Here is a 13,048-nt window from a genome sequence, read left to right on the forward strand (position 1 = left end):
TTTGCAAGGAGAAAAGCATGGCTAATTCGTTCGACCTGACCGGCAAGACAGCGATCGTCACAGGGGCCAATACCGGCCTTGGCCAGGCCATCTCCGTAGCTCTTGCCGAGGCCGGAGCAAAGGTCGCATTGGTCGGGCGGTCGTCGATGGCACAGACGGAGGCGGCCATCTCGGATCTCGGAGGCCAAAGCCTCGCCATTTCGGCCGACCTCGGCACGCTTGAACCGATAGAGCGCATCCTCGACGAGACGGCGGCCTGGGCCGGCGGCGCCGATATCCTGATCAACAATGCCGGCATCATCCGGCGTGCCGACGCGCTTGACTTCACCGAGGCGGACTGGGACGCGGTCATGGATCTCAACCTGAAGAACGTATTCTTTCTGTGCCAGGCGTTTGCCCGCCGTCTCGTTGCAGCCGACAAGGGTGGCAAGATCGTCAATATCGCTTCGCTGCTTTCCTTTCAGGGCGGGATCCGCATCCCTTCCTATACGGCATCTAAGAGCGGGCTTGCCGGCCTGACGCGGCTGCTTGCCTGCGAGTGGGCCGCCAAAGGCATCAATGTCAATGCGATTGCGCCGGGCTATTTCTCGACCAACAATACCGAAGCGCTGCGCAACGATGCCGAGCGCAATGCCGCCATTCTGGCCCGCATTCCGGCCGGCCACTGGGGCAAGCCGGAAGAGATCGGCGGGGCGGCGGTGTTCCTGTCCTCGGCCGCCGCAGACTATGTGCATGGCACGGTCCTACCTGTCGACGGCGGCTGGCTCGCCCGATAATCCGACGTTTCCGCGCCAAGGCCAAGGCTCTGCAGCACCGTTGAAAAAATGGCGCTGCAGAGGCCGCGGGCTGACATCTGTCATTTCCGCCATTCCTGAGCTAAAATTGGCAGCTTCACTCAAGATTTATTAGTTGCCATTTCCAGTCATGTTTATTATCGCATAGCAGCATAGTCCCCTTTCGGCCCAAGGCCGTCTCGCGACCGAATGATCTTATGCCGAGCCGGCAAGAATGCCTTTCGGCAATAGTCGGAGTATCGTCTGCCATGTCTGTTGATTTCGCCCTCGCCGCTACCGGAAACCGCCGCCTTGCGACAGTGGCGAAACAGCTCGGAACGACGGCCGCCGCGCTTGCCGTGATGAGCGCCATGGCGATGGCCCAGACGCCGGAGACACCTGCACAGCAGCCGACCGCGGCTTCCCAGGCGCCGACGACCCAGCAGCAGCCCGCTCCTACATCGGCCGCACCGACGACGAGCCGCGCCGCGCCATCTGCCCAGCCCAGCCCTGCCCTGCCCGAAGCAGCACAGCCGAGCCCGGCGCAGCCCATAGTGACGCCTTCTGCACCCGCAGCACCGGCACCCACTGTCGCTCCCGCCACGCAAGACGCGGCGCCGGTTGCCCCGTCGACCTCTGCGCAGGCGCCTTCGACCCCAGATCAATCCGTACCGGCACCGGCCACCTCGGCTGCAACCGATCAGAATTCCATGCCGGCCGCACCCGCACCGCAGGAAAGCGTGACGGAGATCGTGCCCGCCGAGGAGCCGCCGGCACTGACAATTCCGCATGATCTTTCGCCCTGGGGCATGTTCATGGCAGCCGACTGGGTCGTTAAAACGGTGATGATCGGCCTTGCCGTCGCTTCGCTGGCAACCTGGACCGTCTGGCTGGTGAAGACGCTGGAACTGGCAGGAGCGCGGGCTCGCGCCGGCCGGATCATCAAGATCATCCGCAATTCCCGCACGCTTGCCGAAGCCGTCGACAAGTCGGCCGGCCGCGGCGGCCCGGCTGCCTATATGCTGACGGTGGCTGCCGACGAAATGAACCTTTCGGAAGCCGCTCTCGACCATGTACATGGCGATGGCGTCAAGGAGCGGGTCGGCTCTTCGCTTTCGCGGATCGAGGCCTTTGCCGGACGGCGGATTGCACGCGGGACCGGTATCCTTGCGACAATTGGCTCCGTCGCACCCTTTGTCGGGCTGTTCGGTACCGTCTGGGGCATCATGAACGCGTTCATCGGTATTTCCGAGACGCAGACGACCAATCTCGCGGTCGTGGCACCGGGCATCGCAGAAGCGTTGCTGGCGACGGCCGTCGGCCTCGTCGCCGCCATCCCCGCGGTCATCATCTACAACGCTTTTGCCCGGTCAGTGACGGGCTACCGCCAGCTGCTTGCCGATGCGGCCGCCGGCGTCGAGCGACTTGTCAGCCGGGATCTCGATTTCCGCAAGGTACCGCCGGGCGGCCGCAAACCCGCCCCGATGTCGCTCGTAGCCGGGGAGTAATTTCATGGCTGGCGGCATTCGTGAACATCACGGCGACGAATTGCAGGAGAACCACGAGATCAACGTGACGCCGTTTATCGACGTCATGCTCGTTCTCCTGATCATCTTCATGGTTGCAGCACCGCTTTCGACGGTCGATGTCAATGTCGATCTTCCCGCCTCCAGCGCCAAGCCGGCGCAACGCCCGGAAGAGCCTCTTTACCTCACTGTGCAGTCGGACCTGACACTCAATGTCGGCAATGACCCGGTGGCGCGGGATCAGCTGGCGCGCCGGCTTGATACCGTGACCGGCGGAAAGAAGGACACCCGCATCTTCCTGCGTGCGGACAAGGGCGTTGATTACGGGCAGTTCATGGAAGTGATGAACCTGCTGCGCAATTCCGGATATCTGAAGATCGCACTTGTCGGCCTGGAGACGTTGCCGGCACCGGCCGCAGCGCAGCCTGCAGGTGGCCAGCCAGTGGCTCCGGCCGCGCCTGCAGCCGGAGCAGGACAATGAACCCTGCCGCTCCGTATCGCAGCCGTGGTCAGCGGATCGGCGAGCTCTCTCTGTGGACGGGCGCCAGCATCCTGATCCTGACGGCCCATATTGCCGCCGCTGCCCTGCTGTTGCAGGAAGAGCCAGTGACCGAGGCGGACAGCGCGCCACCTTCGGCGATCATGATCGAGCTCGCGCCCGAACCGGAAGCCGTGAATACCGAGGAGGAACAGATTTCTCCCGACATGGCAGATGCCGAGAAGGTGGAAAGCGAGCAGTCGGAACCGGTGGAAGATGCCCAGCCGGAACCCATCCCTGATCCGGTCGAGCCTCCGCCGGAAGTGGTCGAGACCCCGGAGCCGCCGCCACCGGAACCGCCTGAACCGGAAATTGCCGAGCCTCTGCCGGAGCCGCCGCCAGAACCTATCGAGGAACCGGATTCGATCGAAGAGCAGATGACGGCAGCGCTCGACAATGTAGAAGTTCCGCTGCCGGTCGTTCGTCCCCCACCGCCACCTGAAGTCGTCGAAAAGCCGGAGCCCAAGAAGGAGCCGGTGAAAAAGGTCGAGCGCCGCAAGCAGCAGCAGGCCCGCAAGGAAATGGCGCAGGCGAAGGCTCAGGTCGAGCAGTCGGACCGCAACGCCGCAAGCCAATCGGCAACCGGCTCGATTTCGACACCGAACGTTTCTCCGGCGCGCTGGATGACACGCGTCCGGGCAAAGATTGCCCGCAATGCACGGCGCTGCCCAGGCGGCGACAGAGGCGTCGTCGCGGTCAGCTTCAGCTTCGATGGGAGCGGCAATATCGGCCGCGTGTCGATTGCCCGATCCTCGGGAAATTCGCAGATCGACGATTATGTGACCTCGGCCATCCGCAACGCATCGCCGATCCCGGCGCCGCCTTCAGGTGTTGCAACTACGCTCACTCAGTCGGTAGAGTGCAAGTGACCGCATAGGAAACCGACCTCTCCCCGCTTAAGGGGTGAAGGCCCGGAACACTGGTGGTCGCTTGCCTCAACACCGAATTTCTGGACCCACCTCCCCATGCATTTGACCCTCACCGAAGCCGAGACGCTGGTTCGCAGCGTCTTCGAAGAAAACGGCGTTCTGCCTTCCACCGCGCTCTCGGTTGCCCGCGCGCTTGTGCAGTCGGAAGCGGCCGGCCAGTCGGGCCACGGCCTTCGTCGCGTACCCGCCTATGTCAAGCAGGTGCGGACCGGCAAGGTGGATGGTTTGGCACAGGCAGCAGCTTCTCGCCCGCGTCCCGGTGTGCTTTCGATCGATGCCGCCCATGGCTTTGCCTATCCGGCGCTCGATCTTGCCGTTTTGGAACTTCCTGCGATCGCCCGCGAACAGGGCATCGCCTTTGCCGCGATCAACCGCTCGCATCATGCCGGCGTCATGGCACTCACGGTGGAACGGCTGGCCGACAAAGGTCTCGTTGCGATGATGTTTGCCAATGCCCCTGCCGCCATGGCGCCGTGGGGCGGCAAGCGCCCGCTTTACGGCACCAACCCGATCGCTTTTGCCGTACCGGTTTCCGGCAGCACGCCGTTGGTCATCGACCTTGCGCTTTCCAAGGTCGCCCGCGGCAAGGTGATGGAAGCCACCCAGAAGGGGACGAGCATCCCCGACGACTGGGCCTTCGACATCGACGGCAACCCGACAACCGATGCAGCGGCGGCAATGAAGGGCACGATGGCGCCATCCGGCGGCGCCAAGGGCGCTGCCTTGGCGCTGATGGTGGAAGTTTTGTCCGCCGGTCTTGCAGGTGCCAATTTCTCCTATCAGGCAAGCTCGTTGTTCGACGAGAAAGGACCGCCGCCGGCGCTTGGTCATACGATCATCGCAATCGAGCCGGATGCCGCCAATGGCGGCGGGACGGCAGAACGCATGGCTGGTCTTGCAGAAGAGATGAGCAGTCAGGAAGGCGTCAGGCTTCCGGGGCGCAGGGGCCGCGGCCTGCGCGCGCAGGCGCTCGAAAACGGCATAGAGATCGAGGATGATGTGCTGAAGGCGATCGACGCCCTGCGCCAAAGCTGATGAGCACGAGGCCGAGGCTCCGTGCGGGCCTCGGCTTGATCGATGCGCAATATCCGACCATTGCAACGCAAATTACGTCACGCGCGCATGCGGCCAATCTGCAGAGTTCATTTCGAATGAAGATTGCTGGAAACGGCGCCCAGAAACGAGAAAAGCCTGGCGCGGGAGGAGGATGCGCCAGGCTTTAAACTTGATCGACAACTGGGAGGAGGAGGATGTTGTCGATCCGTCTCGAACGACACTGGGAGGAGGAGTGCGTCGTCCGATGAACTAACTTATATGCCGGACGATGCCGTTTCGCCAAGTCGGTTCGGTGCAATGCAGCAATGCATTAGGTGCATTGCTGAGCATTTGCCCAGTATCTCCGATGTCACTTGTTTCATCATCGCCGTATCGCAGCCTCGAAAGCCGCGTTATAGCGGTATCTAAATCCGACACTCTGGAAGGCGATCATGGCCGCAATACGCTATCACGAAGGGGATATTCCGGCCGCCGATGCCGCCCGTTACACCGATGCGGTGGCGATCGACACGGAAACGCTCGGGCTGGTGCCGCGCCGCGACCGCCTATGTGTCGTGCAATTGTCTCCCGGCGACGGCACTGCCGATGTCATCCGCATTGCTGTCGGACAAACGCTAGCGCCCAATCTCGTGGCACTGCTTTCCGATCCTTCGCGTCAAAAGATCTTTCATTACGGCCGTTTCGATATCGCCGTCCTGTTTCACACCTTCGGTGTAACGACGACGACGGTCTTCTGCACCAAGATCGCCTCCCGCCTGACGCGAACCTATACCGACCGTCACGGGCTCAAGGACAATCTCAGAGAACTGCTGGAGATCGATATCTCGAAGGCCCAACAGCAGACGGATTGGGCTGCGGCCAAGCTTTCGCAGGCACAGCTGGACTATGCGGCTTCAGACGTGCTTCATTTGCATGCCTTGCGCGACAAGCTGGCAATGCGGCTCCAGCGGGACGGACGAACCGAGATCGCAGCCGCCTGTTTCGAATTTCTGCCGACGCGTGCCAAACTCGATCTGCTCGGCTGGGACGAGACGGACATATTCGCACATAGCTGAGGCGGAATTATACCCGCCCGAATGCCCGGCAGCCGGCGCTCCAAGGAGCGCCCTTTCGCAGTTAGCCGGCTGTTAACTATTTCCATTTAGCATCTGTCAATCGGCATCATCGCGCCATGAGGCGTCGTGGACGCAGCTCTTTTGGTTGCGCACAGCCTGGCCGGACTGTCCCACCGTCGCAGAACAACCGATGGAGCAGGCTATGCTGCCACCCGTTCATGCCGCGTTGAGTTCGAATATCGACTTCCAGAGCCAGCCGCAGGTTGCGGCCAACCGTGCCCGTGTCGAGGTATCTGCCAGCGCGCTGCAATCAGGCGCCGAGAATACCACTGCGATCTCCAGCGCCCGATCCGACGCCGTCTCGCTTTCAGCCCAGCTCAAGCTGGCGCAGGGATCGTCGATCTTTGCCGAGACGATCGGCAAGCTCCTCAAGACGCCGAGGCGCGAAAACGAAGCGCTGCTCGATTACACGACACGGCTGTTCGACGCAGTGCAGGCGCTCAAGCCGGCAGAGGTGGCCAATGTCGAGCGTCTGCTGAACCAGATCGTCAAGGGGATATCGCTGCGCATCCTGGCCGAGGTGTTGCGGGAGCCCGCCGGTCAGGCTGCGGCCCGGCTCGCCGTCCATATCGAAACGGCAAATATCGCCGATCGGGATCTCGCTGCGAATGCAGTCGTCAGCTCCTACAGACAAAATGCCAGCGCCGATCGTCCGACTGTCGCAAATGGCGTTCGCATTTCCCTGAACGGCAACACACCGGGTGCAGCCTCGAGTCCTGGCGCCCCGGTTGCGGCTGCCACAGGTGATCATCAGGTCAGCGACACGCCCGAACCGGTCGCAACGATGGCAAAGAACGACGCGGGCCAGGAGGCCCGTACCGGCAATCCCCAGTCTCCGGCGACGACAACCGTGGCGGATCGCTCCGCCTTGATACAAAAGGCGGCGGACGGTCAGGCAAGCCAGTCAAATACCGCGCCTTCCGCTGCACAGGCTCCATCACCTGAACAACCGGCCGGGACAGACAGAACTTCGCCAGAGGCGCAGACGCAGCGAGCATCAACCCCGCAGACCAACCCGTCACAAACCGCCGGCTCCCAGGCGACCCCACCGCAGATCACCGGAGAGAACGAATTGCCGCTGCCGGCAGGGAATTCGACGAATGCCGGCGTCGACGCGGCACAGCGTCAACAGGCGGCAGCCGCCGCTACCATAATGGGCGACGGCCAGGATCCCGAGACCGCAATGAAATTGCAGGAGGTTGACGCCTGGCTGCAGATTTCAGACGAGGGCCAGGACAACGATATGCCGGTTCCGGTCCGGCTCTGGACATCGCTTTCGGATCAGGCGGTGGCGAAGCTGGCCAGCTGGGCGGCGGCCATTGCCGACAATGCGGAAGCTCCGGTTGCCGGACAGATCGCAGCGGCGGCGCAGAACGTAGCGCCGACGGAAGACGGTATCGACCCGCAACAGACAGGCGATATTCCATTCGCCAAGAGCTCGTCTCCCGCCTCGCTCCAACAGCCTCCCGCGGACGCTGCCCGGAACGGTGCTTTGGCGGCCGACGCCGCGGACAACATGTCGACAGCGGCTACCCCCGCTCCTGTGCGTGACACCGCGGAACAGTCGCTGGCAGCGACATCTGCAACCATACAGGCGCCGGTGCGCGAAGCTCCGCCATGGCCCTATGTGGCCGCCTACCCTCCCGCCGAAGAAGAGCCCAGGCGTGAGGGCCGCAAGACACCGCCCATCTCTGCCATAGAGGACGAGGAGCAGGAAGAGCCGTCACAACAGCATGCTTTCCAGGACGATGAGGAGGAGAGCGAGCAGCGGCAGGAAGACGATGCTCAGGACGATGCGCTCGCGACCCGCGACGACAAGACCAATGCGGAAAAGGCTGCCGGTTACACGGCTGCCGAAGCCATTGCGGAAGAGAGGGTCTCGGAAGGGCGCCCAAGCGATCTCTACTGGCGCATGGCCGGTTGGAACTGATCGTCTCCGGGCAACCTCGTTCTCAGGATTGAACCGAGGATTATACGCGGACCACACGCCACAGCGGGCAATAAAAAAAGCCGCCGGATCTTTCGATCCGGCGGCTTTCATATTTTCAAGGACAGCGATTATTCGCCGCCGCGGTTCTTCAGAGCCGCGCCGAGGATGTCGCCGAGCGAAGCGCCGCTATCGGACGAACCGAACTGTGCGACTGCTTCCTTCTCTTCAGCGATTTCCAGCGCCTTGATCGAAAGCATGACCTTGCGGTCCTTCTTCGAGAAGTTCGTGACACGGGCGTCGAACACCTGGCCTACCGAGAAACGCTCCGGACGCTGATCGTCGCGATCGCGTGCCAGGTCGTTGCGGCGGATGAACGAGGTGATGTCTTCGTGAGCAACCAGCTTCACTTCGACGCCACCGTCGTTGACGGCGATGACTTCGCACGAAACGACAGCGTTCTTGCGCAGTTCGCCGGAGTTGGCGGCTTCACCAACGGCATCCTTGCCGAGCTGCTTGATGCCGAGCGAGATGCGTTCCTTGTCGACGTCCACGTCGAGAACGACAGCCTTGACGACGTCGCCCTTGTTGAACTCTTCGATGACCTGTTCGCCCGGACGGTTCCAATCCAGATCGGAAAGGTGAACCATGCCGTCGACATCGCCTTCGAGGCCGATGAACAGGCCGAATTCGGTCTTGTTCTTGACTTCGCCTTCGACTTCAGTGCCGGCCGGGTGGCTGAAGGCAAATGCCTGCCACGGGTTCTCGAGGGTCTGCTTGAGACCGAGCGAGATACGGCGCTTGGACGGGTCGACTTCGAGAACGACAACGTCGACATCCTGCGTCGTGGACAGGATCTTGCCGGGATGTACGTTCTTCTTGGTCCAGGACATTTCGGAGATGTGGATCAGGCCTTCGATGCCCGGCTCCAGCTCTACGAATGCACCGTAGTCGGTGATGTTGGTGACGGTACCGGAGATCTTCTTGCCGATCGGGTACTTGGCCGCGATGCCATCCCACGGATCCGACTCGAGCTGCTTCATGCCGAGCGAGATACGGTGGGTTTCCTGGTTGATGCGGATGATCTGAACCTTGACCTGCTGGCCAATGGACAGGATTTCCGACGGATGGTTCACACGGCGCCATGCCATGTCGGTGACGTGCAGCAGGCCGTCGATGCCGCCGAGGTCAACGAACGCACCGTAATCGGTGATGTTCTTGACGACGCCGTCAACAACCTGGCCTTCTTCGAGGTTCTGAACGATTTCAGAACGCTGCTCGGCACGCGATTCTTCAAGAACCGTACGACGCGAAACAACGATGTTGCCGCGACGCTTGTCCATCTTGAGGATTTCGAAGGGCTGCGGGTTGTGCATGAGCGGGGTGACGTCGCGGATCGGACGGATGTCGACCTGCGAACGCGGCAGGAAGGCAACGGCGCCGTCGAGATCGACGGTGAAGCCGCCCTTGACCTGGTTGAAGATAACGCCTTCAACGCGCTCGCCAGCTTCGAACTTGGCTTCGAGCTTGACCCAGCTTTCTTCGCGGCGAGCCTTCTCGCGCGACAGAACGGCTTCGCCGAGAGCGTTTTCAATGCGCTCGACATAGACTTCGACTTCGTCGCCGACCTTCAGCGAACCGTCTTTGCCCTTGACGCCGAATTCCTTGAGCGCGATGCGACCTTCGACCTTGAGGCCGACGTCGACAACTGCCATGTCCTTTTCGATCGCCGTTACCAGACCTTTGGTAACGTAGCCTTCGGCCAGATCGTTGGAAACGAAGGACTCCTCGAGAAGGGCTGCAAAGTCCTCGCGCGTGGGGTTAGTTACTGCCATGAAATCTCCTGATCGTGTCCGTCAAGGACACGCATGCGCCGGTGGTTCGTGTTAAACACGCCCGAAATCCAGGCCCGCCTCTCTCATCGGTCATTCCGTTAAGAGGCTATCCGGCGCTGGGACTGAACTGCGGGATCTCTGCGGACGAAATTCCGGTGAACCGGTCCTTCGTCAATTCTTCTTCAGGGCCGCATCGATCAACGACTTGGCGGCCTGAAACGCGGCCTCTATACCCATTTCCGACGTATCTAGCAAGTGCGCGTCGGCGGCGGGCTTCAAAGGGCTGTCCGCCCGGCCCATGTCGCGCTCATCACGCGTCTTCACGTCGGCGAAGATATCGGCATATTCGGCAGCGCTGCCCCTGCCGACGATCTCGTCGTAACGGCGTCTCGCGCGCACTTCCGGGGACGCTGTAACATAGAACTTGATCGGAGCATCGGCGCAGACGACCGTGCCGATATCGCGCCCGTCGAGAACGGTGCCCGGTTCCTTGAGAGCAAAAGCACGCTGCGCCTCGACCAGCGCACGCCGGACCCTGGGCATGACGGCGATCTTCGAGGCGGCCTCACCGATCGCGTGGGCAGACAGTATGTCGCGATCGAGCCCGGCAAGCTCCACTTCGCGCGCCATCTTCTCCGCCACCTGCTCATCATCGAGCGCCAGGCCTGCATCGAGCAGAGCCTTGGCCGTTGCGCGATAGGTGAGTCCGGTGTCGAGATGATGGAAACCGTATTCGTCGGCAATCTGGCGCGACAGGGTGCCCTTGCCCGCGGCCGCCGGTCCATCGATGGCGATGACGACGCCCATCAGGCGGCCTCACCTTCGACAGTCTCGATCTTCGCGCCAAGGCCGGTCATCAGGTCCATGAATTCGGGGAAGCTCGTGGCGATGATCGACGCATCATCAACGGTGACCGCATGTTCGGAAGCCAGACCCAGGATGAGGAAGCTCATGGCGATACGGTGGTCGAGATGGGTGACGACGGCGGCACCCTCGGCATTGCCGTAACCCTTGCCTCCCGGACGACCGCGGACGACAAGCGTCTCCTTGCCCTCGTCGCAATCGACGCCGTTGAGCTTGAGGCCAACGGCCACGGCGGAAAGGCGATCAGATTCCTTCACCCGCAGTTCTTCGAGGCCAAGCATGGTCGTCGTGCCGGATGCATAGGCTGCAGCGACGGCGAGAACCGGATATTCGTCGATCATCGACGGCGCACGGTCGGCCGGCACCGTGACGCCCTTCAGTTCGGAGGCGCGGACACGCAGGTCGGCGACATCCTCGCCACCGGCAAGCCGCGCATTGAGAATTTCGATATCCGCACCCATTTCCTGCAGCGTCAAGATCAGACCGGTACGCGTCGGGTTCATCAGCACATTGAGGATGGTGACATCGGAGCCGGGCGTCAGCAGCGCTGCGACAAGCGGGAAGGCCGTCGAGGACGGGTCGCCCGGGACATCGATGACCTGGCCCTTGAGCTCTCCTCGGCCGACGAGGCGAATGGTCCGCACACCTTCGGCATCGGTTTCGACCGAAAGATTGGCGCCAAACCCCTGCAGCATCTTTTCGGTGTGATCACGGGTCATGACCGGCTCGATCACCGTGGTGATGCCGGGCGTGTTCAAGCCGGCCAGAAGAACGGCGGACTTGACCTGGGCCGATGCCATCGGCACGCGATAGGTGATCGGGTTCGGTGTCTTGGGGCCGCGCAACGTGACCGGCAGTCGATCGCCGTCATGCGAGGTCACCTGCACGCCCATTTCGCGCAGCGGGTTGAGGACGCGGCCCATCGGGCGCTTGGAGAGCGACGCGTCGCCGATAAACGTGCTGTCGAAGTCATAGACGCCGACCAGGCCCATGGTCAGGCGGCAGCCGGTGCCGGCATTGCCGAAATCGAGCGGCGCCTGCGGAGCGAGCAGCGCGCCGTTGCCGGTGCCCTGGATGATCCACTCGGCGCCGACCTTCTCGATCCTGGCGCCCATGGCACGCATCGCCTTGCCGGTATTGATGACATCTTCGCCCTCAAGCAGACCGGTGATGCGCGTTTCGCCGGAAGCAAGCCCGCCAAACATGAAGGAGCGGTGCGAGATCGACTTGTCGCCGGGGATCCTGATCGTCCCTTTCAGAGCTTCCGAGCGTGCCGATTTCGCCGGCTTCAACGCGTTACCATGCGACATTGATTGTCCCTACTTACTGAACGTTCCTGAATTTTGCGCCGTCGTTAGCACAAACCCATTTGGCGGTCATCCGCTTGTTGACTTGGCGGGACAGGAAAGCCCGAAAAGTTTGGCTTTGACATCACCAGCCGTTAGCCTTAAGGGGACCGGCTTAGATTTTCACCCTTTCATCCATCGCCGCACCTGCGGTGCGCCGATCTGATCGGCCGGCTTATGAGGCTTAACAGTGGCAAAAGCGGAACTCGGAACAAAGCGTACCGACCCGGATACCGGAAAGAAGTTCTACGACCTGAACCGTAACCCGGTCGTCTCCCCCTATACGGGCAAGGCTTGGCCGCTGTCCTTCTTCGAAGAGCACAGCGCTGCCGTGAAGATGGAACAGGCTGCGGAAGAAGAAGACGATATCAAGGAAGTCGACAGCGAGAGCCAGGAAGTCGAAGTCGTTTCGCTGGAAGACGCTGACAGCGAAAACAGCGGCGACGACATTCCCGATCTGGGCGATGACGAAGATGATGTCGATATCGGCGATGACGATGACGACACCTTCCTCGAGCAGGAAGATGAAGACGACGACGACATGACCGGCATCATCGGTGTCGGCGGCGACGACGACGAGCAGTAATTTACGCTAACACCCGGCAATTTCAGAAAAATTGCCGGGTGTTCGAATTTTCGGCTTGCACTTCCAAAAAACCGGAAGTAATAAGCCGCCACTCCGCAGCGAATATCGCTTCGAAGTTTCCCAGGACCGGAAAATATCCCGGACCACCCTGATGGGGCTATAGCTCAGCTGGGAGAGCGCTTGCATGGCATGCAAGAGGTCAGCGGTTCGATCCCGCTTAGCTCCACCAACATTTTCCACCGACAATCGTAGACCGGCAGGACACTTTCAATAAGCGTGATGGCCGCAGGCGTGTTCGACTTTGCGGCGAGACACGGCCGCCTTTCGAAGACGGGTCGATTCGGCCTGGAGTGGACGGCGTAATGCTGGCTTGCCGTTGCGTGCCACGTCCGCCAGACCTGCCTCGTTCGCGTAGAGATCGCGATAGGCCAATGCCTTCTGGCGGATGATGATGCCGACCATTGTAACCGACAGGATTGCGATAGACGCGATCGTTATTGCCATAACCATGATGTTTCCTCTGCAGAGTTAACGCAGAGGAAGCCATAAGGTT

Annotated in this window: 12 protein-coding genes and 1 tRNA gene; 9 read left to right on the forward strand and 4 right to left on the reverse strand. The window is 61.6% G+C overall.

The window, feature by feature from the left end; genetic code table 11:
• The first annotated feature begins 17 nt into the window (after positions 1-17).
• The 7 genes from kduD to AC2GXZ_RS11510 all read left to right on the forward strand — a co-directional run bounded on the left by kduD (position 18) and on the right by AC2GXZ_RS11510 (position 7,867).
• Positions 18-776: a 2-dehydro-3-deoxy-D-gluconate 5-dehydrogenase KduD gene (kduD, locus tag AC2GXZ_RS11480; protein ID WP_483759264.1), complete on the forward strand. Its 759-nt coding sequence runs from the start codon at positions 18-20 to the stop codon at positions 774-776.
• Between the two features lie 266 nt (positions 777-1,042).
• A complete protein-coding gene (exbB, locus tag AC2GXZ_RS11485) occupies positions 1,043-2,281 on the forward strand; it encodes a tonB-system energizer ExbB (RefSeq protein ID WP_483759265.1) in 1,239 nt (412 codons plus the stop codon).
• A gap of 4 nt (positions 2,282-2,285) precedes the next feature.
• Positions 2,286-2,780 (forward strand): TonB system transport protein ExbD, encoded by a 495-nt coding sequence (gene exbD / locus AC2GXZ_RS11490; RefSeq protein WP_483759266.1) that lies wholly within the window; start codon positions 2,286-2,288, stop codon positions 2,778-2,780.
• Complete coding sequence (locus AC2GXZ_RS11495) at positions 2,777-3,706, forward strand: energy transducer TonB family protein (protein WP_483759267.1); 930 nt, start codon at positions 2,777-2,779, stop codon at positions 3,704-3,706. Before exbD ends, AC2GXZ_RS11495 begins: the two co-directional genes overlap by 4 nt.
• Positions 3,707-3,802: 96 nt before the next feature.
• Entirely contained in the window at positions 3,803-4,801 is a 999-nt protein-coding gene (locus AC2GXZ_RS11500) for an Ldh family oxidoreductase (RefSeq protein ID WP_483759268.1), read from the forward strand.
• 449 nt (positions 4,802-5,250) lie between these two features.
• Positions 5,251-5,877 carry a ribonuclease D gene (locus AC2GXZ_RS11505; protein WP_483759420.1) on the forward strand — a complete coding sequence of 209 codons (627 nt, stop codon included), beginning with the start codon at positions 5,251-5,253 and terminating at the stop codon, positions 5,875-5,877.
• 202 nt (positions 5,878-6,079) lie between these two features.
• Positions 6,080-7,867, forward strand: coding sequence for a hypothetical protein (locus AC2GXZ_RS11510; RefSeq protein WP_483759269.1), 1,788 nt, complete (start codon positions 6,080-6,082; stop codon positions 7,865-7,867).
• 128 nt (positions 7,868-7,995) lie between these two features.
• On the opposite strand, the gene rpsA is transcribed toward AC2GXZ_RS11510, so the two are convergent.
• The 3 genes from rpsA to aroA form a co-directional block, all read right to left on the reverse strand.
• Positions 7,996-9,699 carry a 30S ribosomal protein S1 gene (gene rpsA / locus AC2GXZ_RS11515; protein WP_483759270.1) on the reverse strand — a complete coding sequence of 568 codons (1,704 nt, stop codon included), beginning with the start codon at positions 9,697-9,699 and terminating at the stop codon, positions 7,996-7,998.
• Between the two features lie 171 nt (positions 9,700-9,870).
• Complete coding sequence (cmk, locus tag AC2GXZ_RS11520) at positions 9,871-10,506, reverse strand: (d)CMP kinase (RefSeq protein WP_483759271.1); 636 nt, start codon at positions 10,504-10,506, stop codon at positions 9,871-9,873.
• Positions 10,506-11,873, reverse strand: coding sequence for a 3-phosphoshikimate 1-carboxyvinyltransferase (gene aroA / locus AC2GXZ_RS11525; protein ID WP_483759272.1), 1,368 nt, complete (start codon positions 11,871-11,873; stop codon positions 10,506-10,508). The genes cmk and aroA overlap by 1 nt, the downstream gene beginning before the upstream one ends.
• A gap of 226 nt (positions 11,874-12,099) precedes the next feature.
• Between aroA and AC2GXZ_RS11530 the strand changes: the two genes are divergently transcribed.
• Together AC2GXZ_RS11530 and AC2GXZ_RS11535 are read left to right on the forward strand one after the other, a co-directional pair.
• Entirely contained in the window at positions 12,100-12,495 is a 396-nt protein-coding gene (locus AC2GXZ_RS11530) for a TIGR02300 family protein (RefSeq protein ID WP_483759273.1), read from the forward strand.
• Positions 12,496-12,648: 153 nt separating this feature from the next.
• A tRNA-Ala gene (locus tag AC2GXZ_RS11535) sits at positions 12,649-12,724 on the forward strand.
• Positions 12,725-12,762: 38 nt separating this feature from the next.
• Here AC2GXZ_RS11535 and AC2GXZ_RS11540 read toward each other — a convergent pair.
• Positions 12,763-13,005, reverse strand: a complete 243-nt coding sequence (locus AC2GXZ_RS11540) for a hypothetical protein (protein ID WP_483759274.1) — start codon at positions 13,003-13,005, stop codon at positions 12,763-12,765.
• Positions 13,006-13,048 lie beyond the last annotated feature (43 nt).

The organism is Aliirhizobium sp. YIM B11859, assembly GCF_057163345.1.

Excerpts from the sequence above, each read along its gene's own strand:
- kduD (WP_483759264.1), top strand. The coding sequence starts at position 18 with ATGGCTAATTCGTTCGACCTGACCGGCAAGACAGCGATCGTCACAGGG.
- exbB (WP_483759265.1), top strand. The coding sequence starts at position 1,043 with ATGTCTGTTGATTTCGCCCTCGCCGCTACCGGAAACCGCCGCCTTGCG.
- exbD (WP_483759266.1), top strand. The coding sequence starts at position 2,286 with ATGGCTGGCGGCATTCGTGAACATCACGGCGACGAATTGCAGGAGAAC.
- AC2GXZ_RS11495 (WP_483759267.1), top strand. The coding sequence starts at position 2,777 with ATGAACCCTGCCGCTCCGTATCGCAGCCGTGGTCAGCGGATCGGCGAG.
- AC2GXZ_RS11500 (WP_483759268.1), top strand. The coding sequence starts at position 3,803 with ATGCATTTGACCCTCACCGAAGCCGAGACGCTGGTTCGCAGCGTCTTC.
- AC2GXZ_RS11510 (WP_483759269.1), top strand. The coding sequence starts at position 6,080 with ATGCTGCCACCCGTTCATGCCGCGTTGAGTTCGAATATCGACTTCCAG.
- rpsA (WP_483759270.1), bottom strand. The coding sequence starts at position 9,699 with ATGGCAGTAACTAACCCCACGCGCGAGGACTTTGCAGCCCTTCTCGAG.
- cmk (WP_483759271.1), bottom strand. The coding sequence starts at position 10,506 with ATGGGCGTCGTCATCGCCATCGATGGACCGGCGGCCGCGGGCAAGGGC.
- aroA (WP_483759272.1), bottom strand. The coding sequence starts at position 11,873 with ATGTCGCATGGTAACGCGTTGAAGCCGGCGAAATCGGCACGCTCGGAA.
- AC2GXZ_RS11540 (WP_483759274.1), bottom strand. The coding sequence starts at position 13,005 with ATGGTTATGGCAATAACGATCGCGTCTATCGCAATCCTGTCGGTTACA.